The following is a 23424-nucleotide window of genomic DNA, read 5'->3' on the forward strand; positions in this document are numbered from 1 at the left end:
GGCCGAAATCGGCTGGCCGAAATCAGCTGGCCGAAATCGGCTGGTCGAATTCAGCCGACCATGTCCGGCACGACCGGCTGGCCGGGGCGCAGCCCCTCGTTGCCCTGGACCACCACCAGATCGTCGGCACTCAGGTCCGGGCTGGCGATCTCCACCTGTCCGCCGACATGGCGGCCGGTGCGGACCGTCACCGGACGGGCCACCGCGCCGTCGCCGCTGCGCAGGACCACCCAGACGCGGGCGCTGCCGTCGGGCTGCCGTTCGACCGCATCGGCCGGAACCTGCAGGGCGACCTCCGGCCCGTCGCCGGCCCCATCCAGCGCGAAGGTGACGCGCGCCGACATGCCCGCCATCAGCCGCCCGGCAGGATTGGCGAGCGTCACATGGACGCGGAAGCTGCGGCTGACCGGATCGGCTGCCGGGACCACCCGGTCGACCCGCGCGGCGATGGCGTCGGCTGCCGGCGCATCGGCCACCTGGACGCTGGCCGGCGTGCCGGCGGCGATGCGGCCATGCTGGCGTTCCGGCACGTCGATCTCGACGCGCAGCGGGTCGGTGGCGGTCAGCTGCAGCACCGACGCCCCGCTCCCGACCCATTGCCCCCGCTCGGTCCGCCGTTCGGTGACCACGCCGGCGAAGGGGGCGGCGACCGTGTGGCGGTCCAGCCTTTCGCGCTGCATGGCGACGGCGGCGCGCAACTGCCGGACCTTGGCCTCCTCGATGGCCGCCTGGGCGAGCAGGGTGCCGTAGCGCGAGCGCGACACGCCCTGCACGCCGACCAGCGCCCCGGCCTCGCGGGCAAGGCGCTGGGCGTCGCGCTGCACATGCCCGGCCTCGGCCAGGGAGCTCTCCAGCCGCTGCAGCTCCAGCCGGGCGAGCGTGTCGTCCAGCCGCAGCAGGGGCTGGCCGGCCGCCACCGGGTCGCCGGCCTCGACCAGCATGGCGTCCACCTGGCCATCCACCTGCGCGGACAGGGCGCTGCTGCGCGGGGATACCAGCGTGCCGGGCAGTTGCAGCGTCTGGCGGACGGGGGCCGCGACCACCGCGGTCACCTTCACCCGCATCTGCGCGCGGGCTGCGGTGGGCGACAGCACCGGCAGAGCCAGCGCCGCGACGATGAGGGCGGCGAGGGCAGGGAGGGCGTGTCTCAAGGTCCGGCTCCTTCGGCCAGCAGAGGGCGGCAAACAGGGGATCGGCAAGCGGTGCGCGGCGCATCGTCCGGCGTTTCCCCGCCTGCACCGCACGGCGCCCGCACGGCGCCCGCATGGCGCCCATCGCGACACCGTCCCGTGCCGGAGCCGCCGCAGTGCGATCGGTCATGATGCCGAACGGCCGGGACAGCGGCTCCTGCTCCACCGGCCGGACCGGATTGCGGCTTTCGCCCGGCCGTCGTCGTCGCCAGTGCCGGTCCGTGAACGAGTGCGGGCACAATCGCCATGCTTCCCCGGTGCGACCAATTCCGATTAGGGTGACAGGGGCGATCTTGTGCCTATTTACGATAGATACTGCAAGTAATTATTATTCGCAATTGATGGGTGCGGGATGCCGGGCGGCCCGACGTCGCGGGCGCGGTCGACGGCGTGCACCTCATCCCCTGGCCGATGGCCTTGTCAGAAGCGGTCGGAGAACATGAAGCCGACGGCGGCGATCAGGCAGACGAAGGCGGCGAGGTGGTTCCATTTCAGCGCCTCTCCCAGATAAAGGGCGGCGAAGCCGGCGAAGGTCACCAGCGTCACCACCTCCTGGATCACCTTCAACTGTCCGGCGCTGAAGCCCGAGGCGTAGCCGAGCCGGTTGGCCGGCACGGCGAAGCAGTATTCTACGAAGGCGATGGCCCAACTGACGAGGACCACCTTCCACAGCGGTGCGCCGGGATGCTTGAGATGCCCGTACCAGGCGGCGGTCATGAACAGGTTGGAACAGCACAGCAGCAGGATGGTCGTCATCGCGATTTCCGGGAAAGCGGGCAGGGTGGATCAGGCGCGGCCGTAGACCGGGATCACGGCGGGCATCGCCTCGCGCCATTTGGTGTAGACCTTGCCGATGTCGCCCAGCGGCTTGGCGAGCAGGGCGAGGTTGACGGCGAAGCTCGACGCGGTGGCGACGTCGCCGCTGCTGGGAATGAGGCCGAGGTCGAGCGCCAGCGAGACGCCGACGAACAGCCCGAAGCTGGCCCACAGCACCGCCCCCATGCCCCGGTCGGCCAGCCAGCGCAGCACCTCCAGATGCATCACCGAGCGGAAGAGCCGTTCCTGCGACCGCTCGAACCGCTCCTTGTGCAGACGCCTGGTGCGGGCGGCGAGCACGCGGTGGGTGGTCAGGACCAGGCGGCTCAGGCGCTGGATGGCCGGGCCGACCAGCCAGACGATCAGCAACGCCGGCAGGATGGACAGCAGCAGGGCCGGCAGCCAATCCGGGCCGATGGACAATTGCCAGAGGATGATCGCGCCGATTTCGGCGGTCAGCCGCCAGGCGTCCTTGTAGATGACCTCGAAGCCCTTCTTCGCCAGTTCGCTGCCGTAGAGAATCTGGGTGACGTCGCGGGCCTGGCTTTCGCCCCGGCGGCGGTCGAGATAGGTGCGCTGAAGCAGGATGATCAGCCGTTGCTCGACCGCCTTGGAGCCGATCCGCTCGGCGAATTCGGCGAGCCCACCGGCCAGCGCGACCAGCAGGAAGGGCACGCCGACGGCGGCGATCACCGTGGCGACGGTCGCCCCGGCCATCTGCACCGCGCCGATGCCCTCCTTGGCGATCCACGAGAAGCTGGGGGCGACCGCCGCCTTGAAGGTCAGCGCCAGCAGCAGCGCACCGATCAGCCAGCGGATGCCGAGCAGGGTGCCGAGCATCTCGGTCAGCAGGCGGGGGATGGCGGGAGGCCGGGAGGGCGGGGTGACGGGCGGCGGAGCCGCGGCGTCGGAACAGGCGGAAGGGGGCATGGGAACCCGCTTGGCTGGAAACGACTCCGCCGGACGGGCCGGCGGAGTCCTTGCGGTCAGGCGACCGGACGCCGGTGGATGGCCTGACGGTCGGTGGCGATCACCGATCCGGCGGCCGGAACGGCGCTCTTCACGCCGGGCGGCCAATCCGGCACGTCGCGCCAGTCCCCTGCACCCGGCGCGGCACCCGGTGCGGCGAGCCACGCGCGGTCGCCGCGCCACGCCAGAAGCCCGCCGTCGCCGGCCGAGGCGTGCAGTTCGCCCGGCCCGGCCACCGTCTCGACCAGGACCGGCATGCCGCCGTCGAGACGGAACAGCCCCGCCTTGCCGGCCAGCCAGATCCGCCCGTCCGCCGTCGCCACCGGCTCGGTGCCGGGCGGCAGATCGGCCAGCCGCTCGGCCGTGCCGTCCAGCGGATCGATGCGGTGCAGCACCCGCTCGCTGGCGACGATCAGCCGGCCCTCGCCATCGACCGCCAGACCGTCGATCAGCTGCCGCCCGAAGGCGGGCAGCGCCCGCAGATCCTTCGGCCCGCCGGAGCCGGACAGGAACAGTCCCGCCTTGGTGGCGAGCGCCAGCCGTCCGCCCGCGAAGGCGATGCCGGTCAGCTCGGCGAAGCCGTGCGGCCGGCCCGTCACCTTGACGTGCTTCCAGCTCGCGCCGTTGTCGGGGCTTTGGAACAGGCCGCGCTGCGCGGCCAGCCACCACACCCCGTCCGGCGCGCGGGCGACCCCCACCGCGTCGAGCACGTTCCAATCGGCATGGACCGGATGCCAGACGCCCGGGCCGCTGTCCTCCGACAGGAAGGTTCCGAAGCTGGCGGTCGCCAGCAGCCGGCCGCCGTCGAGCGCGAACAGCTTCTTGATCTTGGCGGAGGACGGGTCCGCCGCCGCTCCGTCGAACAGGTCGCGGAACAGGCCGGTGGACAGATCGACCAGCAGCGCGCCCTGGACCCCCGCCACCAGGGCGCGGTCGCCCAGCAGCAGCAGGATTTCCGCCTCGGCGAAGGCGGGATGCTTCATCTCCATGTGGCAGCGGCCGCCATGCAGCAGCTCCAGCTTGCTGCCGCCGATCAGGGCCACCGTGCCGGCACCGGTGGCGGCTGCGGTCACGGGTTCCTTGCGCGGGACCACCGCGTCGCCCAGCCGGTGCGGACCGCCCCATTGGGTGACGATCAGGTCGCCGGCCACGGCGCGGGCGAGGTCGGCGTAGGAGCCCTCGTAGACGTGGCGCCAGCGGTCGCCGCCATCCGTCGACACGGCCAACGCCGGTTCGCTGCCCGGTCCCTGCTTCTTGACGAAGGCCAGGATGCGGCCCGGTTCGCCGGCGAGTCCGATCACCTCATAGGGGCGGCCGGAGCGCACCGCCGTCCAATGCTCGCCGTCCAGCCGCCAGAGGCCGGTCTTGCCGCCGGCGAAGACGACGCCGTCCTGGACCAGCAGCGATTTGGCTTCGGGCACCGGCAGATCGGGGAGCCGGCGCAGGATGGCGCCGCTCTCGTCGCAGACCAGCAGCGGGGCGCCGCGGTCGCCGGTCGCCAGCAGCACGCCGTCCGGGGCGGCGGCCAGCGCCCGCACCGGCCGTCCGGCGAAACCGGGAACCGGCTCCAGCCGGTCGTCGCGCCAGCGGAACAGGCCGCCCAGCGTCGCCAGCCACAGCGCGTCGCGGTGGAGGATGGCGCCCTTGACCTCGGGGCGCCGGTAGGGAGTGAAATCGTCCATCACAGGGGATTCCTTGCGGCTCACAGCGCGATGCGGAAAAGGCGGGCACGGTCGGTCGCCAGGGCGACGCCGCGCGCGGCGTCGATGGCGACATGGCGGACGCCGGCCGGCCAGCCGGCCACGGCGGTCCAGTCCCGTCCCTCCCGGTGGCGCATCCACGCCCCCTGCCCATCCCAGACGAACAGCCGGTCGCCGGCCTCGGTCAGATGGAGTCCGCCCCTGGCGTCGGGCGGGGTCGCGTCGGTCGGGGCGCGACCGCGGATTTCGGTCAGCCGGTCGCCGCAGGCGAGCCAGGCGATCCCGTTCCCGGCCAGCATCGCCGATTCGCCGATGGGCATCTCGGCCAGGGCTTGCGGAGCCGTCGTCCAATCCCAGCGCCACAGCGTCCCGGCCGCCGTGCCGACGACCAGGGTGCCGTCGGAGCGATCGCAGGCCAGCGCCTCGACAGCGCCGGTTCCGAAGGCCTCGACGCGGACGAAGCGCTCGGGATCCTCGGACGGGCGGTTGACGAACAGCCCCTGCTTGGTGCCGATCGCCACCCGGTCGCCGGTCACCGCCAGGGCGCGCAGCTCCGCGTAATGCGGGCCGTCCACCTTGATCTTGTGGTAGTCGATGCGGCCGCCCCGGTCGTCGGTGCGGAACAGCCCGCGCTGGCAGGCGATCCACCAGCGTCCGGCGGCGCCGCGCGCCGCGTGCTCGGCGTCGAGCACCCACCATTCGGAATCGGCGCGCTCCCACGACACGCCGTCGTCGAAGGACCGGAAGGTCCCGAAGGTGGTCGTCGCCAGCAGCGCGCCGTCCAGCAGGAACAGGCGTTTCAGCTTGCCGGGCCGGCGGTCCAGGCCGTGGGCGGGCAGCAGGTCGGTCAGGGTGCCGCTGGCCGGCTCGAACCGCCAGGCCCCCTGGGCGCCCGCGACCACCGCGCCGCCGGGCACGAGGTGGAGGTGCTCCGCCTCGGCGATGGCCGGGTGATAGGCGGAGAGCTTGGCGGCGCCGGGCCGCGCGATCTCCAGCTTGTCGCCGTCGACCACGGCGGTGGTGCCGTCTTCGGCGATCAGCCCGGCGGTGATCGGGTGTTTCTTGTAGCCGGCGCGCTTGTCGATCGGCCGCGCCCCGCGCCAGCGGGTGACGATCGACCCGGCGGCGGCGGCGAGCACGAGATCCTGATAGTCGGGCTGCGGCAGCACCGTCCAGCTGTCGCCGTCATCCGCGCTTTCGATCAGGGCGGGGCGGTCGTCGGGAGCCAGCTTCTTGACCGAACCGACCAGGGTCCGGCCGCCCCGGTGCCACAGCCGCAGGATCTCGGCCTTGCCCCCGGCAGCGGAGAATTCCGCGCCGAAGACCCCGGCACCGAAGACATGGCTCCAGCCCTGCCCGTCGTGGCGGAAGACGCCGCGCTTGGTGCCGATCCACAGCGTGCCGCCGCAGGCCGCCAGCGTCTTGACCTTCTCGTCCGGCGGCGGGGCGATCCGCTCGCCCGGAACGCCGTCGGCGTCGCAACGGGTGATGGCGGCGCCGTCCGGCCCGTAGACGGCGGCGACCAGCCGGTCGCCGTCGGCAGCCAGGGCCTGCACCTCTACGCCCCTCCAGCCGGGAACCGGCTCGGCGGCGGCGGCGGCGGCGGAATCCGGGTTCCAGCGCAGAAGCCCTGCGGCGGTGCCGATCCACAGCCAGCCGCCGAGCTCCAGGGTGGATTTGACTTCCACCCGTGCAAACATATCCAGTGATGTCATCGATTGTGCAAAGACGGGCTTGCACCGCAGCGTCCGAGTGACGGATTGCCAGGTGTCTCCAACGGTCACGGCCGCGGTGCGCGCCGGTCCATCCTCATCATCTTGCCCAGGGTCGTCAGGTCACGTCCCCACCGGGAAAAAAGCATGAACTGCGACTGACTGTCAATCGCAATTCATGCTCCGATATACGAACGGCTATGGGCCGCTCAGAACCGCATGCGGCCGCCGACCAGCAGCGTGCGGCCGGTGGCGATCATCGCCTCGCGCGACAGCACGCCGTTGGTCACCTCATACTCGTGGCGCGCCTTGTCGGTCAGGTTCTCGGCGCTGGCGAACAGGCTGAACCCCTCGACGATCCGCTGTTCGGCGTAGAGATCGACGAAGGCCTCGGCCCGGCGGGTCTTGCGGCGAATCTGCCCGGCCCCTTCGTTGCTGACGACCAGCCGTTCGGTGCTGGCGTTGACGGTCGCCGACAGGATGGTGCCGGTGTCGGGATCGTTCCAGGTCAGGCCGATGTTCGCGGTGATGTCCGGCGTCTCGGCGAAGGGCCGCTTGCCGGTGTTGGGATCGTTCACCTCGGTCTTCAGGAAGGTCTGGTTGGCGAAGACGGTCAGCGGCCGCAGCGCCTCGATGCCGAGCAGGGCCAGGTTGAAGCGCTGTTCCAGCTCCAGGCCGCGGGCGTAGCCGTCGCCGACGTTGCGGATCCGGAGGGTGGTGCTGTTCACCTCGTCGGCCTCGATGACGTCCCGCACCCGGCGATGGAACAGGTTCGCCGCCAGGAAGAAGCCGTCGCCGTGGTATTCGGCCCCGGCATCGACGCTCCAGGACCGGGTCGGCGTCACGTCGGGGTTGCCGTAGATGGTGCGCGACCCGCGCACGGTGATGCCCGGCGCCATGTCCTGGAAATTCGGCCGGTTGATCTGCCGCGACAGCGCGCCCCGCAGCACGATCGCATCGTTCAGCCGGTAGCGGATGGGGAGCGAAGGGAACAGGTCGGTGGCATCGGTGTCGAAGCGGCCGTTGTAGCCGGTCATCCGGTCGGTCACCCGCTCCACCCGCAGGCCGGGCGTGAGGGTCAGGGCGCCCAGCGTCACCTCGTCCTGGACGAAGGCGGCGTAATAGCGCTCCTCGATCTCGTAGTCGGACTGCCGCGAGGTCAGGCGGTTGGCCGCGGTCTGCGAGCGCGTCCCGGCGGCGTTCAGCGTGTAGCTCTCGCCGTCGCTGGTGCGCTTGGCCGCGCGGACCACCACGCCGGCCTTGAGCACCTGCGGCACGCCCAGGGTCAGCGGCACCGTCAGCGTGCTGCCGCCCTGGGCGGTCCGCTCGTCATAGTCGGACTCGCTTTCGGTGGCCGAGCCGAAGGCGAGCGCCGGGGTCAGCGTCACCTCGCGGTTGCGTGTGTCGTAAGCGGCCGTGGACAGGTTGGCGAAGGTCCGCACCGACACCCCGCCGGCGAAGCGGTGGGTGTGGTCGAGCGTGGCGCCGACGTTGGTCGCCTCCTCGCGCCCGGTGGTCAGCACGCGGTCCTGGAACTGGCCGGTGACGCGGCGGTACTGGTCGCGCCATTTGTCGATGTCGGAGGTTTCGCGCAGCAGCATCGGCTTGAAGTGGATTTCGCCGCCGTCGTAGAAACCGGCGAGGTCGAGCGCGGCGTCGAGATTGGCGACGTCCTTGGGTTCCTCCTCGTTGCGGCGGAATCCCTGGCCGCCGGGGCCGCCGGAATAGGTGAACTCGCTGTTGTGCTTGGTCTTGGTGAGCCGGCGTTCCTCATAGGAGACGGACCCGAGCAGGCCGAAGCGGTCGATCCGCCGCCCGTAGGCGCCGCCGCCCGCCCTGGCGGTTCCGTTCAGCCCGTCCAGCCCGCCGTAACCGACGCGCAGTTCGCCGGTGGGTTCGTCGGGGATGGCGCGCGTGGTGACGGCGATCCGCCCGGCGATGCCCTCGGCGTCGTGCTCGGCGGACGGGTTGCGCAGCAGCGTGACCTCCCCGGCCAGGAAGGACGACATGTTCATCAGCTCGAAGCTGCGGCTGGGCGCCGGCATCTGGATGCCGTCGACGCTGACGCGGGTGTAGTCGGTCGGCAGGCCGCGCAGGGAGAAGGTCTTCTTTTCGCCCGGCGGGCCGGACACCACGACGCCCGGCAGGCGCCCGACGATGTCGCTGACGCGGTCGTTGGGCAGCGTGTCGAACTCCTCCCGCGTCACGGTCACGCTGGGCGCCACCGACTCCAGGCGGATGGCCTCGCCGGCCGGCGCCGAGCCGGTGACGGTGATCGACGGCAGGCGTGTGGAGGACGTATCCTGGGCTTGGGCGGAAGGAGTGCCGATGAAAAGGCCGAAGGCCGTGAGAGCGATGGCTTTCGGCCAGTGACGAATCGTCGTGAAGCGGCGCCGGGCATGGACCCGGTGCGCCCACAGCCTGCTTGCGTGCGGCATGGGAACACCTGTTTCAAAAAGGGGGTCGACACCTGGCGCCTTCTGATTAGCGCTAATGCGAGTCATTCGCAATATCTTACGTGCACGATGCGTATCGGAGCGGCCCCTGGTCCCTGGGCGGGCTGCCGCCGAGATGGGCTTGGCCCGGCTTCGCATCGTGCTGCCAATACGATCGGGGCCGGGCGACCGTGGCAGGTCCGGTCCGGAGTTTCCGTTCGGTTGCTATTCGATCCCCCGGCTGAAATCGGAGGAGCCGATCTTCAGCCGGCCCGGCAGATCGTCGCGCACGTCTTGCGGGACGGGACGCGAGCCATCGGGCCTCTGTTCGTGACGGGCCGGTCACGAACGGGGTGTCAGACGTTCTTCACCGCCCCGATGAGGAACTCCTTGTTTCCCTCCGGTCCGGTGATCGGGCTTTCGGCAATGTCGAGGACGTGCCAGCCCGGCAAACCCTCCAGCCAGGCCCGGATGCGGTCGCAGACCTCCCGATGCAACTCCGGCTCGCGCACCACGCCACCCTTGCCGACCCGGCCCTTGCCGACCTCGAACTGCGGCTTGATCAGTGCGACCAGGCGACCGCCGGGCACCACGAGTTCCAGCGCTGCCGGCAGCACCACCTCCAGCCCGATGAAGCTGGCGTCGCAGACCACGAGGTCGATGGGATCGGGAATTTCCGCGACGGTCAAATGGCGGGCGTTGGTTTTCTCCAGCACCGCCACGCGCGGATCGTTCCGCAGCTTCCAGGCCAGCTGGCCATGACCGACATCCACGGCGAAGACCTTTGCCGCGCCGCGGGTCAGCAGCACGTCGGTGAAGCCGCCGGTGGAGGCGCCGACATCGACCGCGGTCAGGCCGGCAGGGTCGATGGCGAAACTGTCCAGCCCCTTCACCAGTTTCAGCCCGCCGCGCGATACCCAGGGATGGTCCTGCCCCTTGACCGCCAGCGGCGCCTCGGCAGCGATCAGGTCACCCGCCTTGTCGATGCGCCGGGTCTCGGAATAGACCAGTCCGGCCAGGATCAACGCCTGCGCCTTGGCGCGGCTTTCCACCAGCCCGCGCTCCACCAGAGCGACATCCGCCCTCACTTTTGCCATGCCGTCCGCCGCCTTTCCTGCCTGCGCGGACATTCCTGCCCCGGAACGGCAGGAAGGGCAAGCTCCGGCACCGGATCGGAGCCACGCGCGGCACCGGTCGGGACGGGCCCGTCACGCTCGGGGGGGAGCCCGCGTCTACCCCGACTATGAGGGCGCCAATACTATGAACGTCGGTTCCGTGCCTGGCGCCTGCTTCACCGTCGCTCTCGCCCGGCCGGCCAAAACCGAACGGGCCGACTTGTAAGGCCGGGGAGGCGGGCCCAGCTGTTGGGAATTCATGCCCGGGCCCGGTTGGCGACCCGAAAAGGATTGAGCGCTCCCCATGATCGACCTGTATCGACGGTTCCCCGGCCGACAGCGCCCTTCGAGGATCGGGACGACGCGGGCGCAGAAACCGTGCTGACCGCATTCCCCGATTTCGCCGCCCTGGGTGCCGCTCTCGCCGCCTACATCGAAGCGCATGCGGACTGGGCGGAGGCCATCATCTTCCTGATGGCGTTCGCCGAGGGATTGACGCTCGTCGGGCTTCTTGTTCCGGGTGTCGTCATGCTGACCGCGACCGGCGCGCTGGTAGCCGCCGGCGTTCTCGATTTCTGGTCCGTCTATCTGGCGATCGTGGGCGGCGCCGTTCTGGGGGATGCCGCGTCCTATTGGCTGGGCCGCCGTTATGGCGAGCGCATTTTCCGGTTGTGGCCGCTCAGCAGGCAGCCCGAGCTGCGCCGCCGTGGCGAAGCGTTCTTCATCAGGCATGGCAGCAAGAGCGTGTTCCTGGCACGCTTCATCGGCCCGCTGCGCGCCGTGGTGCCGACGACGGCCGGCATGATGGCGATGCCCCACCGGAAATTCCAGACATTCAATGTCCTGTCGGCCGTGATCTGGGCCCCGTTGCTGATGTCGCCGGGGCATCTCGCCTGGACCGGCTACGACGTCAGCGGACTGGGCGGCCGTGCCGCTCCGGCCGCCGCCGACGGCGGTACGGGGCAAGGCGCGGCGAAGGCCTGCGTGCCCGCTCCGCCCGTCGACGGCATGCCGGGAAATGCGGGCTGCTGAAGCGGCAGGGTGGCCGGGTCCGCCCCAAGCAGGCGGGGAGTTCGGCCCCCCCTGCATGGAGTGCGATGCCTTCCGCCGCAAAACCTTGCTCCCCTGACGCCGTGCATGCCCCATCGCCCACCGGACGGCGTCGGCCGCCGGATCGAATGGCGATTGGCAGGAGGCGCCCCGGCGCGTAGAGAAAACACGGGAACGGATCAGTTCAGGTTGACCGTCGGGAAGAGGGAGCATCCGGCATGTCGGAAGGCGGAGAGGACGGAGCGATGCCGGTGGCACGCCGCGTCCGGGTCATGCTGGTCGAAGACGACGCCCCCATCCGGGAGCGGATGGCGGCCATCCTGGGCGCCGCCGACAGCCTGGAACTGGTCGGCGTCGCCGAAACCCTGCAGCAGGCCCGCACCCTGTGCGCCGAGCGGGTGCCGGCGGTGCTGGTCACCGACCTGAAGCTGCCCGACGGCAGCGGCCTCGACCTCATCCGCGAAAACCGCCGGCTCTATCCTGCCATGGACATCATGGTCGTCTCGGCCCTCGGCGACGAGCGCAACGTGCTGGCCGCGATAGAGGCCGGAGCGGCGGGCTACATCCTGAAGGATTCCCGCTCGGTGGATCTGGTCGGCTCGGTGCTGGATCTGGTCGCCGGCCTCTCGCCGATCTCCACATCCATCGCCCGGACCATCGTCCGGCGGATTCAGGGAAAGCCTGCCGCCAGCGATCCCGCCGCGACCGCTCCTTCCCTGACCGAACGCGAAACCGATATCCTCTGGGGCATCGCCAAGGGGCTCACCTATGCCGACATCGCGGACAGGCTGGGCATCTCGCGCAACACCGTCCTGACCCACATCAAGAACATCTACCGCAAGCTGGAGGTCAACTCCCGCGGCGAGGCGGTGTTCACCGCGATCAACCAGAAAATCATCGATCTCGGCCCTTGAGGCGGGGCGGAGCCAGGGCCGTGACCGATCTTCCGCAGGACGCAGACGCAGGCGCAGGCACGGCATCCCGGCCGGGCCGGCCCACCGGATCATGGTACGGCCTCCTCCTTCTCTGTCTTCTGCTGCCCCTGGCCTTCGGCTGGTTCGTCTTCCGGAACGTCACCCCGCCGGCCGATGTCGGTCCCCTGTACATCCAGGACGTCCGCCTCGACGGTGGCGGCGGTTCCAGGCGAGATGTGCAGGGACCGGCAGCGGACACGGCAGCGGACAGGGCGACTCTGCCCTACCGCTGTCCGCCGGTTCGGGGCATGGAGCAGTGCAGGGCCGCCTTCCAGCTTTCCCTTCACCGGCAGCAGGACGACGGCCGGCTGGTTTCGCTCTACATCCCGGCCTACCAGGGCCGTGTCACCGTGTTCCTGAACGGCGTCTTCCTGGCGACCAGCGATTGGGAGCAGTCGGAAACCGACAGCTGGTCGACCTCCCCGCTGCTGATCCCGCTGCCCGATCCGCTTCTCCAGCCGGGTACGAACGACTTGCGGATCCTGCTGACCTCGAGCGGCGCGAAGTTCGGCTTTCTCGGCCGTGTCGCAGTCGGGCCGGATGTCCTGCTTCGTGCCGATTACGACCGCCGAACCTTCCTGTTCTCCACGCTGCCCCGGCTGATCGACGGATGGGAGATCGCCATGGGGGTGGGGATGCTGATCATGTGGATCGCCCGCCCGCGGGAGAGGATCTTCCTGCTGGTCGGCGCGATGCTGCTGTCGCAGGCGCTCACCTCCCTGCCGGCGATCCTCGGCGACGTGCTCGGCGAGAGGATCCTGCTGCTCGCCAACCATGCCCGGTTCGTCAGCACCAGCCTGATCCTGCCGCTGGCCTGCCTGTTCGTCGGCCGCCGGCCGCCCGTCCCCATCTGGGTGTTCCTGCTGTTGCCGGCGGCCGTCGCGGCAAGCCTGACGACGCTGCCGCTGGAGAACCACCAGTGGCTGCTGTACCGGATCTTCACGCCGATCGGCGTTCTGAACGTGCTGGCCGCCGCCCTTGTCCTGTCCTGGGCGGCGTTCAAGGATCGCAACGGCGAGGCGTTGCCGCTGCTCGGCGCCTTTCTCCTGACCCTGATCCTGGCCACCCACGATCTGATGAACCTGCTGAGCGGTGTCAACGACGTCGGCATCCCGCTCAGCCGGTTCGCCGCGCCCCTGCTGCTGACCACCTTCAGCGCCGTGTTCATGTGGCGCTTCGCCGTCACCATGAACATGCTGGACCGCTTCAACAGCCGGCTGAAACGGGAGGTCGCCGCCACCGAGGAGGCGCTGCTGCGCAGCTTCGAGCGCGAGCGGATCCAGGCCCGGGCCGCCACCCTGGAGGCCGAGCGCGTGCGCCTGATGAGCGACCTGCACGACGGCATCGCCGGACAGCTGGTCTCCATCCTGGCGCGGTGCGAGCTGCGCGAGGTCGGGCAGGCGGAGGTGGCCGGGACGGTCGGTGCCGCGCTGGCCGATCTCCGGCTGATCGTCGCCTCGCTCGACGATTACGGCGAGGATCTGGGCGTCATGCTCGCCCTGTTCCGCGAGCGGATCGAGCAGCAGGTTGCGGCCCACGGGGTGGAGCTGGTCTGGCGGGTCGGCGATCTGCCGGATTTGAAGGGTCTGCATCCGGGCGCGGCCCTCGCCATCTTCCGCATCCTTCAGGAAGCGGCCACCAACGCCCTGCGCCACAGCGGGTCGGCGGAATTGCGCTTCGAGGCCGCTCCCTCGCCCGTGGCCGGCCGGGGTGTCCGCCTGCGCCTCGGCGACCGCGGGCGCGGCGGCGCCGCCGACCGCCCCGGCAGCTACGGCATGGGGAACATGCGGCGGCGGGCGGACGGGCTCGGCGCCACCCTGACCATCCTGTCCGATGCCTCCGGGACTACGGTCACGCTCGATCTTCCCGACCGGCTCCCCCCGGCGGCGCCGTCCCCGACCGCGTTCCTGGCCGGGGTGCGCTGACCCCGCCGGACGAGGGGGGATCACACACTCTTGGGATGTTCGACCACGAACGGCACCACTATCGTTGGGTGAAATATCCCAACGAGAGTAACGACATGTCTTTCGACCATCGCATTCGTTTCGCTCGGCCATCGAACCCGGCACCGCTCCGGCCCCTGGCGGTCTGCCCCTGCCGGTCTTCGCGCCGGCCATCGGTTGGGGGCCTGCGATGAAGCCCGACCCCTTTTCCAAGACCAGCCGGCATCCGCCGCAATTCCGCATGGGGTTGTGCACAGCATCCACCTGAATTTCATTTCTTGGATTGGAGTTTCTGCATTATGCCTTTGGTTGCGAATGGCTCAGAGATTGCCGTAAACACGACCACCACCAACAGTCAGCGTGAGGTCACCGTCACGGCGGTGGACGGCTATGGATATTTCCTCGCCTGGACGGACAACAGCGGTGAGTCTCGCGACACCAGCGGCTCGGGAATCCGTGGACAATTCGTCGGGCTCGACGGCACGACGGGTGCGGACTTCTTTGTCAACGCCACCACGACTTCGGACCAGGCCACACCGAGCGTCGACACCTTGAAAGCCGTGGGGGGAGACCCCAATAACGTGATGATCGTGTGGGTGGACTCCAGCGGTGAGCAAGGCGATACCCAGGGTACCGCAATCGTCGGCGCGCGCCGGGGGCCCGATGGCGAGTACTTTGATGATAACTTCATTATCAACTCATCGACTGCCGGTGATCAGAGCGCTCCAAGCGTTGCGGGATTGTACCCCGATCCGAACGGCACGGATGACGGTGGCTTCGTGGTCGTCTGGGTCACCACGGACGAGGCCTCGGGCGATGGCGCGGGCACCGCGGTCAAGGCGCGGCTCTTCAACGCCTACGGAGTTGCGATCGGCGGCGAGTTCCTCGTCAACAGCTCCGCCGGCGACGATGTCTTGAACAGCGCGAATCCCGGCGGCGACGATCAGTCCGCACCGGCGGTCACGGCCCTGAAGAATGGCGGCTTCGTCGTCGTATGGCAGGATTCGCGAGGCTCGGTGACGGGCAGCGGCGACGACACATTGGACACCGGCATACGGGCGAAGATTTACGATGGTTCCGGCAACGAGGTGACCGGCGATTTTCCGGTCAACACGGGTACCTGGGGCCCTCAAAAAGACCCGCAGATCGCAGCCTTGAGCGGTGGCGGGTTCGTCATCGTCTGGATAACCGAAGATGCGGGGGCCGACGGCAGCGGCTCCGCCGTGATGGCGCAGATCTACGACGACAGCGGAAACGCGGTGGGGAGCAATTTCGTCGTCAACACCACAAGCAATCTTGATCAATACGAACCCAGCGTCGCCGCATTGGGCGACGGGGGATTCATCGTCACCTGGAATGACACAAGCGGATACGGCGACCCGAATATTCAATACGAGATCAGAGGCCAGCTCTTCACCGCCGACGGTACCAGGTTCGGCAGCGAGTTTGTCGCCAACCCCACGGCCTCGGGCTATCAGGAAGCCCCCGTCGTCGCAGCGACGAGCGACGGGGGTGTCGTCGTCGCCTGGGTGGATATATCGAGCAGCACCCCTGCCCAAGTCGACATCAAGGCACAGGTCTACACCTACATCGATCCGAGCTGCTATCTGGCGGGCAGCCTGGTCTACACCGATCGTGGCGATGTGCCGGTGGAACGGCTGCGCATCGGCGACCGTGTTCTGACGGCCAGCGGTGCCTACCGTCCGATCCGCTGGATCGGCAGGACCACCATTCCCGCCCGCCTGATCAACACGCCGGAAGCGGAACAGGCCTGCCTGCCGGTGATCGTGCGCAGGGATGCGGTGCAGAAGAACGCGCCTTCGCGCGATCTCTACATCGCACCATGGCACGCCATCGTCGCGAACGGCGTCTCGATGCCGGTCGGTGCGTTGATCAACGGGCTCAGCATCGTGCAGGACGACAGGGTTCGCGATCTGGTCTACTACAATGTCGAACTCGAAACCGTGGATGTGATCTTCGTCAACCACCTGCCGGTGTTGAGCCTGTGGCCGCGCGTCAGCCCGCGGTTCCGTTTCGACAATTGCGACGATTATTTCGCCCGCTATCCCGACGGCGCGGCCCATGATCGTACGCTGACGTCTCCGGTTCCCGATTGCACCGTGGATGATTTGAGGACGGCTGCGATCCTCCTCCACCGCAGGGCGAAGGCCGGGAACCCGGCCCCGGCGAAGCGCAAGGGGCCCGCCATGCGCAAGCAGGCCCGTCCCGCCGCCGGAGCGGCCGCCTTCACGCCGACGCCCGGCCCGACCTTGCCGATGGCCTGCACCCCGGCCGGCGCCGCGACGGTCGATATCGGCTGGACGGCGTTCCAGGAGATGATGCGCGGCGCCGACGGGAAAAGCGGCGACCGTCAGGGCCTGCCGGCCGACCGTGCCGGCGGTGCCCCGGTCGCCGTTCGCTGATCGCCGTTTTTGCCGGGGAGCCTCCGTCACTTCGTGCCGGCGGCCGGCTCGCCGAGTTGCAGCCCGGTCCGGAACACCTGCTTGTCGAAATCGTCGATCAGCACGTCCAGGCGCAGCTCCCAGCGGCCGGCCAGCGGCAGCTCCATGTCGTCGCTGCCGAAGAAGCCGGGGCCGAGGCTCGACAGGGGCCGCCGCAGCGGGGCGATGCCGGCGGCGGGCAGCTCCCATTCCGCCGTCGCCTCGCGGGCGGCCAGCTGCTTGCCGTCCTCGTCCTGGAGATGGAGCCGGATGCGGTTCCGCCCCGGCCTCGCCGGATCGACGTCGATGATGGCCATATGGCCGTTCCGGACCGTGACGATGGAAAATCCCGGCGGCGGCCTTTCCACCCCGCCGCTCCGTGCGCGCGGCGGCGGGGTCAGGGCGAACGAGGCGGTCAGCAGCAGGATCGTGCCGGCCACCGCCATCTCAAGGGCGATGCTCCGCCGCAGCGCCCGGACCGCGCCGGTGCCGCCGCGGTCGAGCGCCGGGGTCAGCGACTGCCGGTTCCATGCCGCCAGCCCGAGCAGCAGCAGGACCGCCAGCATCTTGCCCGACCACAGCCAGCCATAGCCGGCCGACAGGATCGCCTCCAGGATCGCGCTGCCTGAAACTGCACCGGCCGGGCGGAGCTGGAGCACGGACAGGATGGCGCCGGCCCCGGCCAGCACCGCCACCGCGCCGACGGCGAGGCGGGAGAAGCGGCGGGTCAGCCGTGCCGCCTCGGCCGCAGGTTCCAGGCGCAGGGCGACGGCCAGCGGCCACAGCGCCCCGACCCAGAAGGCGGCCATCAGCCCATGCAGCGCGACCAGGGGGGCGGCCAGCCAGCGCGGCGGGGCGGTGGCGGCATGGCCGGTGGCCGCCAGCGACAGGGCGCCCAGCAGCGCCCCCGCTGCCAGGAGCAGCCAACCGGCTTTCGACCGGCCCCAGCCCGCCAGACCGCCAGCCGTGCAGAGCAGGGCCAGCGCGGCGATGCCGATGCTGAGGCCGACGCTGCTTCCGGCGCCGGTGTTCCAGGCCGACGCCGTCGCCAGGGCGGCGAGGGGCTGGCCGGTCAGGACCGCGCCGGTCACCCCGACCAGCAGCAGCCCCGACAGCCCGGCAGCCAGCAGCATCGACCCCAGGGCGGGCTTCAGCCGGTCGCCGAGCGCGCTCGACCGCCCGCTGACCAGAAGCAGGAACAGGCCGCCGCCGGTCCCGGCCAGCAGGGCGGCGTAATGCAGGGCGCGCAGCAGCACCCCGGCCAGCGCGGCGGTGCGGGCCGGGTCGTCGGGCTCCGGCGTTCCGGCCGCCGGCTGCGGCGTCACGCCGATTCCGAAGGTGAAGGAGCCGGCGACCGGATGGCCGTCGGCCGACGTCATGCGGTAGCTGGCGACATAGAGGCCCTGCGGCAGCCCCGGCGGCAGGGCGAGCCGGACGGTTCCGTTCTCCGCCACGGCGCCCGCGGGATCGGCCACGTCGCGTCCCTGCCGGTCGAGCAGCTGGAAGCGGATCGGGGAGACGGGCTCGTTGAAGCTCAGCCGCAGCTCGGCCGGCGGGGCGTCGAGGGTGGCGCCGTCGGCGGGGGCCGACTCCATCAGGACGGCATGGGCCCAGCCGGTCCGCGGGATCGCCGCCATGCCCGCCAGGGCAAGCAGCAGGATCACCCGGAAGAGCGGCCGGAATCGCACCCGGACGAGTGACAGGGCGGGCGGACGATGAAGGTCGGATTGCATTGGGATGCCTCGCGTTGGCGGCAGCCATGGGCGCGGGTCGGCAAGCCGGAAGCCCTCGGGGCCGCCGGCATGCCGCCCGCCCGTCCGGCGGGAGGCCGTCAGTGCGGCGCGGGTTCGGTCAGCGTGAGGACCGGCGCCGGTTCGCGATAATCGCCCGGCGACCTGCCGGCCTCCGGGATCTCGATCCAGCGATGGACGCCCTTCTCGCACTCCTGCACCACCGGGAAATGGATCGTGGTGCCGGCGGGCCGCTTGGGCAGCACGACCTGGAAGACGAACTCGCCATACCAGGCATCCGGCAGGCTGCCGCCGGTCCAGGCGATTTCGGTGACGCCCTGGGTGATGCTGCGCCCGTGCGAGTCGTAGGGCTGGGAATAGGGGCCTTCCTTGGTCGACAGGCTCCAGCCCGGCTTCGGCATCGGCTTGGCCAGCACCGCCCCGTCGGGCAGGCGGACGCGGATCGCGGTGGTCGGCGAGCCGTCGCAGCCGTGGCCGACCTTCAGCACGGCCTTGTAATAGCTGCCGGCCGGCGCCTCGCGGGTCTCCAGGACGACATGGGCGGCGGCGGTGCCGGCGGCGAGCGCAAGGCAAAGGGTCCCGGCGCCGAGCGCCAGGGAGAGGATGCGGGTCATTGGAACGCTCCTGAATGGATCTGCGGACCGGATGAAATCCGGAAAACGGCGGGTGGTGCCGGGATCACACCGGTGGAGCGCGGGGTTTGACGCAGGTCAGGAAATGGTCGGCCGGCCGCATGCCGGGGCTGGCCGGCGGGGAAGCCTCGCTGGCGAAGACCGCCCGCGGCGGCGGGGCGGCGGCGATGGGCACCAGCCCATGGGTGGCGAGCGCGAGGCAGAAGGCGCAGAGACTGCCATGGTCCATGCCCTGGCCGCCGGGATGCTCCCCGGGATGCCCGCCGTGTTGCCCGCCGTGTTGCTCCTGGTCGGGGCCGCAATGCCCGGCCGCGGTCGCCGCGGTCAGGAAGCCGGCCGGCAGGCCCGCCTGCGCCCGCGCCGCCATGGCGAGATCGGGAACCGCCACCTGGACCAGCAGCGCCAGCACCGCAAGCCAGCCCGCCAGCGCATGGCGCAGCCGGCCGCCGGCGCCTGGGATGCCGCCCGGAGGCGGATCGCGCCTGTCTCTGGATGTCCGGCGCCGGGTCATGAGGGGCGAAGCCACCTGATACGGAAGGACCGATGCCATCGACCACGGGCGGCACCGGGCGGTCAAGCCATTCCGCGGGAGGGCGGACGATTCGTCCGACCCGCCGCCGACAGCCCCATTTCATCCGCCATCGGTTTCCGGATACGCTATTCCCTGAGGTTATAAGGTGAGTCCATCGTGAATCTGCGTCAGGTCGAGGCGTTCCACGCGGTCATGACCAACGGCACCGCGTCGCGCGCCGCCGAGGTGCTGCGCATTTCCCAGCCCGCCGTCAGCAAGGCGATCCAGGAGCTGGAGCGCGAGATCGGCTTTGCGCTGTTCCACCGCGCCAAGGGCCGCCTGATCGCGACGGAGGAGGGGCGGCTGTTCTTCCAGGAGGTGTCCGATTCCTTCGCCGGCCTGATCCATCTGCGCGCCGCCGCCGCCCGCATCCGCGATTTCGGATCGGGCGAAATCCGGGTGGCCTGCCAGTCGGCGATCAGCACCACGGTCCTGCCCAAGGCGCTGCGCGCCTTCCAGCTGCGTCATCCCGACGTGTCGATCACCGTCCAGGCGCGCATGTCGTCGGTGGTCAAGGACCTGATCGCGTCCGGCCAGTTCGATGTCGGGCTGGCGGCGGACGAGATCGACGTGACCGGGGTCGATGCGACGCTGTTCATGCAGCAGCGGCTGGTGATCGCCGTTCCCGCGGATCATCCGCTGGCGTCGCGCCCGGTGCTGCACCCGGCCGACCTGCACGGGCTGCCCTTCATCGCGCTGGCGCCGGAGGACACCGCCCGCCGCCGGCTGGACGGCGTGCTGGCGGCCCATGGCGTGATGCCGAAGATCGTGCTTGAGACGCCCTATTCGACCACGGTCTGCGCCATGGTCCAGGCCGGCATCGGCTGCGGGCTGGTCAGCCCGCTGACCACCGAGCCCTATCTCGGCCGGGGGCTGGTCGCCTGCGCCTTCGAGCCGGTGATCCGCTCGCGCACCCTGCTGCTGCTGCCGCCGAACCGCCGGCCGTCGCGCATCGTCGCCGACTGCATCGCGGAGCTGATGGCCTTCTCCAGCGTCGGCGCGGCGGATGCCGGCGGCCCCGATCATTGATCGGTTCAGGCCATCAGCATCTTCACCCCGGACGCCACCAGGATCGCCGAAAGCAGATAGCGCAACGCCGCGACCGGGAGATGCCGGCTGCCCAGCCACGCGCCGAACAGCCCGCCGGCGCCGGCGGCCATCAGCCATACCGGCAGCGCCGGGGGCAGTGCCGGCACCGTCGCCCAGGTGCCCAGCAGGGCCGATGCCGAGTTCAGAAGGTTGAAGGCGGCCGACACCGCGGCCGTCCGCCGGGTTTCGACCCAGCCCATCAGCAGGATCAGCGGGGCGAGGAAGATGCCGCCTCCCGTTCCGGTCATGCCGGACAGGAAGCCGATGCCGGCACCCGCCGCCAGGGCCGCCCAGAAGGGCGGGTGTTCCGGTGCATCCGGTACCGCCCGCCGTCGGCCGGCGACCCAGGTGGAGCGGGTCAGTTCCAGCCCGGCCAGCAGCAGGCAGCCGCCGGCGACCGGGTAATAGACCGCCGCCGGAAGATGCACCAGGCCGCCGGCGAAGGAAAATGGCATGCCCAGGACGCCGAACGGGTAGAAGCTGCGCCAGCGCAGCAGCCCCGCCCGCGCGAAGCGGGTCGTGCCGATCGCCGCGACCAACAGGTTCAGGGTCAGGGCGACCGGCTTCATCACCGCCGGGTCGAGGCCGGCCATGCCCATGACGGCAAGGTAGCCGGACGCCCCGGCCTGGCCGACGGCGGCATACAGCGCCGCGACGACCAGGATCGCCCCCGACAATTCGACCGTCTCTTCCAACGCGCGCCTCCCGGTTCTCGGGACAATTAGCCGGGCGGTCGGCGGTCGGCCATTCCTTTTTCGGGGTTCGGTGCGGTTCAGAACTTCACGGCAAGGCCGGCGACGAAGGAGCGCCCGGCTCCCGGCAGCGGTCCTGCCGTGCCGCGGCTTCCCCCGGCGCGGTAGTCGGCGTAATCGACGCCGCCCAGCGGCGGATAATAGGCCTGGTCGAACAGGTTCTCGATGCCGGCATCGACCCGGACATTGCCCCACTCGTACCCGGTCCGCAGGTTGACCAGCGCGTAGCTGGGCGTTTCCGGCTCGTTGCGCACCGCCTCCACCCGCTCCTTGCGGGCGGTCGCCTGCAGCTCGACCGCGCTGTTCCAGCCGCCCAGCCGGTGCTCCAGCGTCACCAGCGCGTTGAGCGGCATCATGTGGTAGAGCGCGTCGCCGGTGTCGAGGTTGCGGCCCTGCACCCAGCCGACCGCGCCGGACAGCCGGACTGTGCCGAGCGCCTCGTCCTCATGGACGGTCGCCGCCGCCGACAGGTTCGCGCCGAACAGGATCGCATCGTGGTTGGCGAAACGCAGCGTGACGAAGCCGTTGCCGAGCGTGCCGATCCGCTCGACGTCGATGTAGTTCTGCACATAGGTGTAATAGGGTGTCAGCTTGACCTCCCACGATTTGCGGGCGGCATCGTGCAGCGACAGGGTGGTGCTGACGGTGTTGGCGACCTCGGGCTTGAGGTCGGGGTTGCCGACATAGCCGTTGGCGTCGCCGAACCAGCCGTTCATGCTGCTCGACATGCCGCCGGTGCCCCAGGCATAGCGCTCGTACAGGTTGGGCGAGCGGGTCTTGCGGGCGTAGCCGGCCTCGATCGCGCTGCTGTCGGACGGGGTGTAGCGGGCCAGCGCCGTCACGTCGAAATTGACGTCGGTGCGGCCGCGGCCGCGGGCGTTGAAGGCCCGGGCGTCGGCGGCGTCCGGGTTGGCCATCGCCATCATCCCCATGCCCAGGCTGTTCTGCCAGGAATAGGGCTGCACCGCCCCGGTGTCCATCCACACCACGTCGTTGCGCACGCCGAGCAGGGTGGTCCAGGCCGGCGACCAGCGCGATTCCCATTCGGCGAAGGTGCCGACGCGGTTGCGGGTGCCGCCGTTGACGTTCCAGTAGGTCAGCGGGCTCATCATCATGCTGCCCGCGACAGGATCCCACCAATCGTCCAAATGGGTGTGGCGGAACTCGTTGCCGACGCGCAGGGTATCGCGCGCCGACAGCGGCAGCGTCGCCTTGACCGAATAGCCGGCGTCGGTGGTCCGCGTGTCCATCGGCATGCCGCCGCCGGCGGTGCCGCCCTTGTCCTCCAGGAAGTTCATGCTGTGCCCGGTCCGCCGCCAGTTGGCCCGGACGTCCAGCGCTCCCCAATCGAAGCTTCCTTCATAGCGGCCATTGACGAACAGGCTGCGGTTGTCGGTCAGGTCCATGCGCTGGGTGGGAAAGCCCTGGTAGGGCATGGTCTGGATGCCGCCCTGCAGGGTCAGCCGGTGCCCGTCGCGCTGCGCGCCGAGCGTGACCGCATTGTCCTGCACATTGTAGAGCGTCGAGCGGACGGTCTGGCCGTTGCCCGCCTCGTAATTGCCGGCACGGCTCCAGGATCCGTCATAGCGCAGGCTGACGGTGTCGTTGGCGACCGTCGCCTCGGCGGCCCCGGACACGCCGTGGCCGTTGGAGCGGTAGAAGGCCGACAGCTTGCCCTCGGTGTGCACCGCCTCGCCCGGCGCGGCGAAGACCGGAGGCGCGCTTTCGACCGAGATGGTGCCGGCGATGCTGTCGCCGCCGGCGCTGACCGGGGTGATGCCGGCCAGCACCTCGACCTTCGACACCCGCGTCGGCGCGATGGCGGAGAGCGCCGGGTTCATCTGGTTGGGGCAGGCGGGGGCGATGGGGGCGCCGTCGACCAGCACGTTGACGCGGTCGGCGCCCAGCCCGTTCAGCGCCGGCAGGCTCGACACGCCGCCGTTGCCGTAGAGGCTGACGCCGGGCAGCCCGCGCAGCAGCGCGGCGACGTCGCTGGTCGAGGTCAGGCGGGCGGCCAACCCGCTTCCGCCAAGGCCGCTGCCGGCCGGCATGGCATCGTCGGGGCTGGCGATCACGGAGATGGCGGGAAGCGACTGGGCGGGCGAAGGGGTGGTCTGTGCCAGGGTGCCGGCGGGCGACAGCCCGGCCAGGGCGGCACCCGACAGCAGGGCCGCGCGCAGGGCGCCGGCCGCGGTGAAACGCGACGTCATGAACAACCTCGATCCGAGAACAGCCGGATGCTCGTCGCGCAGCGGAGGCGCGGTCGAAGCATGGGGCCGTAGCA

17 protein-coding genes are annotated in these 23424 nt (G+C 70.3%); 5 read left to right on the plus strand and 12 right to left on the minus strand.

Features of this window, described 5'->3' with window-relative positions:
* Nucleotides 1–50 precede the first annotated feature (50 nt).
* From ABMY26_RS01435 to ABMY26_RS01465, 7 genes are all read right to left on the minus strand, one after another.
* A complete protein-coding gene (locus tag ABMY26_RS01435; protein WP_372394697.1) occupies nt 51–1151 on the minus strand; it encodes an efflux RND transporter periplasmic adaptor subunit in 1101 nt (366 codons plus the stop codon).
* Nucleotides 1152–1610: 459 nt separating this feature from the next.
* The gene (locus tag ABMY26_RS01440) at nt 1611–1946 is read right to left on the minus strand and encodes a DMT family protein (protein ID WP_372394698.1); all 336 of its coding nucleotides are present in this window, start codon (nt 1944–1946) and stop codon (nt 1611–1613) included.
* 30 nt (nt 1947–1976) lie between these two features.
* The gene (locus tag ABMY26_RS01445; RefSeq protein WP_144428261.1) at nt 1977–2936 is read right to left on the minus strand and encodes a hypothetical protein; all 960 of its coding nucleotides are present in this window, start codon (nt 2934–2936) and stop codon (nt 1977–1979) included.
* Between the two features lie 56 nt (nt 2937–2992).
* Nucleotides 2993–4657: a hypothetical protein gene (locus ABMY26_RS01450; RefSeq protein ID WP_372394699.1), complete on the minus strand. Its 1665-nt coding sequence runs from the start codon at nt 4655–4657 to the stop codon at nt 2993–2995.
* 20 nt (nt 4658–4677) lie between these two features.
* On the minus strand, nt 4678–6363 hold the full coding sequence (locus tag ABMY26_RS01455; protein WP_372394700.1) for a hypothetical protein: 1686 nt from the start codon (nt 6361–6363) through the stop codon (nt 4678–4680).
* Between the two features lie 233 nt (nt 6364–6596).
* Entirely contained in the window at nt 6597–8825 is a 2229-nt protein-coding gene (locus ABMY26_RS01460; protein ID WP_372394701.1) for a TonB-dependent receptor plug domain-containing protein, read from the minus strand.
* A 353-nt stretch (nt 8826–9178) separates the two neighbouring features.
* Nucleotides 9179–9919 (minus strand): TlyA family RNA methyltransferase, encoded by a 741-nt coding sequence (locus ABMY26_RS01465; protein WP_372394702.1) that lies wholly within the window; start codon nt 9917–9919, stop codon nt 9179–9181.
* A gap of 396 nt (nt 9920–10315) precedes the next feature.
* On the opposite strand from ABMY26_RS01465, the gene ABMY26_RS01470 reads away from it, so the two are divergent.
* From ABMY26_RS01470 to ABMY26_RS01485, 4 genes are all read left to right on the plus strand, one after another.
* Nucleotides 10316–10969 (plus strand): DedA family protein, encoded by a 654-nt coding sequence (locus ABMY26_RS01470; RefSeq protein WP_372394703.1) that lies wholly within the window; start codon nt 10316–10318, stop codon nt 10967–10969.
* Between the two features lie 236 nt (nt 10970–11205).
* Nucleotides 11206–11901: a response regulator gene (locus ABMY26_RS01475; RefSeq protein WP_372394704.1), complete on the plus strand. Its 696-nt coding sequence runs from the start codon at nt 11206–11208 to the stop codon at nt 11899–11901.
* 20 nt (nt 11902–11921) lie between these two features.
* A complete protein-coding gene (locus ABMY26_RS01480) occupies nt 11922–13886 on the plus strand; it encodes a sensor histidine kinase (RefSeq protein WP_372394705.1) in 1965 nt (654 codons plus the stop codon).
* A 317-nt stretch (nt 13887–14203) separates the two neighbouring features.
* Nucleotides 14204–16327 (plus strand): Hint domain-containing protein, encoded by a 2124-nt coding sequence (locus ABMY26_RS01485; protein WP_372394706.1) that lies wholly within the window; start codon nt 14204–14206, stop codon nt 16325–16327.
* 26 nt (nt 16328–16353) lie between these two features.
* Here the strand turns inward: ABMY26_RS01485 and ABMY26_RS01490 are convergent, their stop codons facing one another.
* From ABMY26_RS01490 to ABMY26_RS01500, 3 genes are all read right to left on the minus strand, one after another.
* A complete protein-coding gene (locus ABMY26_RS01490) occupies nt 16354–18078 on the minus strand; it encodes a copper resistance CopC/CopD family protein (protein ID WP_372394707.1) in 1725 nt (574 codons plus the stop codon).
* A gap of 98 nt (nt 18079–18176) precedes the next feature.
* Nucleotides 18177–18710: a YcnI family protein gene (locus tag ABMY26_RS01495; protein ID WP_372394708.1), complete on the minus strand. Its 534-nt coding sequence runs from the start codon at nt 18708–18710 to the stop codon at nt 18177–18179.
* Nucleotides 18711–18774: 64 nt separating this feature from the next.
* Nucleotides 18775–19239 carry a DUF2946 family protein gene (locus tag ABMY26_RS01500; RefSeq protein ID WP_372394709.1) on the minus strand — a complete coding sequence of 155 codons (465 nt, stop codon included), beginning with the start codon at nt 19237–19239 and terminating at the stop codon, nt 18775–18777.
* Nucleotides 19240–19416: 177 nt separating this feature from the next.
* Between ABMY26_RS01500 and ABMY26_RS01505 the strand changes: the two genes are divergently transcribed.
* Complete coding sequence (locus ABMY26_RS01505; RefSeq protein ID WP_372394710.1) at nt 19417–20328, plus strand: LysR substrate-binding domain-containing protein; 912 nt, start codon at nt 19417–19419, stop codon at nt 20326–20328.
* 5 nt (nt 20329–20333) lie between these two features.
* Here ABMY26_RS01505 and ABMY26_RS01510 read toward each other — a convergent pair whose 3' ends face one another.
* Both ABMY26_RS01510 and ABMY26_RS01515 read right to left on the minus strand, forming a co-directional pair.
* Entirely contained in the window at nt 20334–21083 is a 750-nt protein-coding gene (locus tag ABMY26_RS01510) for a sulfite exporter TauE/SafE family protein (RefSeq protein WP_372394711.1), read from the minus strand.
* 77 nt (nt 21084–21160) lie between these two features.
* Nucleotides 21161–23350, minus strand: coding sequence for a TonB-dependent receptor (locus ABMY26_RS01515; protein ID WP_372394712.1), 2190 nt, complete (start codon nt 23348–23350; stop codon nt 21161–21163).
* Nucleotides 23351–23424: the final 74 nt, after the last annotated feature.

The organism is Azospirillum sp. HJ39 (genome assembly GCF_041507355.1).
In the GTDB taxonomy this organism is placed as follows: Bacteria; Pseudomonadota; Alphaproteobacteria; order Azospirillales; family Azospirillaceae; genus Azospirillum; species Azospirillum thiophilum.

Bases quoted from the DNA above. Each gene is read 5' to 3' on its own strand.
- ABMY26_RS01440 (WP_372394698.1), bottom strand. From the start codon at position 1,946: ATGACGACCATCCTGCTGCTGTGCTGTTCCAACCTGTTCATGACCGCC.
- ABMY26_RS01445 (WP_144428261.1), bottom strand. From the start codon at position 2,936: ATGCCCCCTTCCGCCTGTTCCGACGCCGCGGCTCCGCCGCCCGTCACC.
- ABMY26_RS01450 (WP_372394699.1), bottom strand. From the start codon at position 4,657: ATGGACGATTTCACTCCCTACCGGCGCCCCGAGGTCAAGGGCGCCATC.
- ABMY26_RS01460 (WP_372394701.1), bottom strand. From the start codon at position 8,825: ATGCCGCACGCAAGCAGGCTGTGGGCGCACCGGGTCCATGCCCGGCGC.
- ABMY26_RS01465 (WP_372394702.1), bottom strand. From the start codon at position 9,919: ATGGCAAAAGTGAGGGCGGATGTCGCTCTGGTGGAGCGCGGGCTGGTG.
- ABMY26_RS01475 (WP_372394704.1), top strand. From the start codon at position 11,206: ATGTCGGAAGGCGGAGAGGACGGAGCGATGCCGGTGGCACGCCGCGTC.
- ABMY26_RS01485 (WP_372394706.1), top strand. From the start codon at position 14,204: ATGCCTTTGGTTGCGAATGGCTCAGAGATTGCCGTAAACACGACCACC.
- ABMY26_RS01490 (WP_372394707.1), bottom strand. From the start codon at position 18,078: ATGCAATCCGACCTTCATCGTCCGCCCGCCCTGTCACTCGTCCGGGTG.
- ABMY26_RS01495 (WP_372394708.1), bottom strand. From the start codon at position 18,710: ATGACCCGCATCCTCTCCCTGGCGCTCGGCGCCGGGACCCTTTGCCTT.
- ABMY26_RS01500 (WP_372394709.1), bottom strand. From the start codon at position 19,239: ATGACCCGGCGCCGGACATCCAGAGACAGGCGCGATCCGCCTCCGGGC.
- ABMY26_RS01515 (WP_372394712.1), bottom strand. From the start codon at position 23,350: ATGACGTCGCGTTTCACCGCGGCCGGCGCCCTGCGCGCGGCCCTGCTG.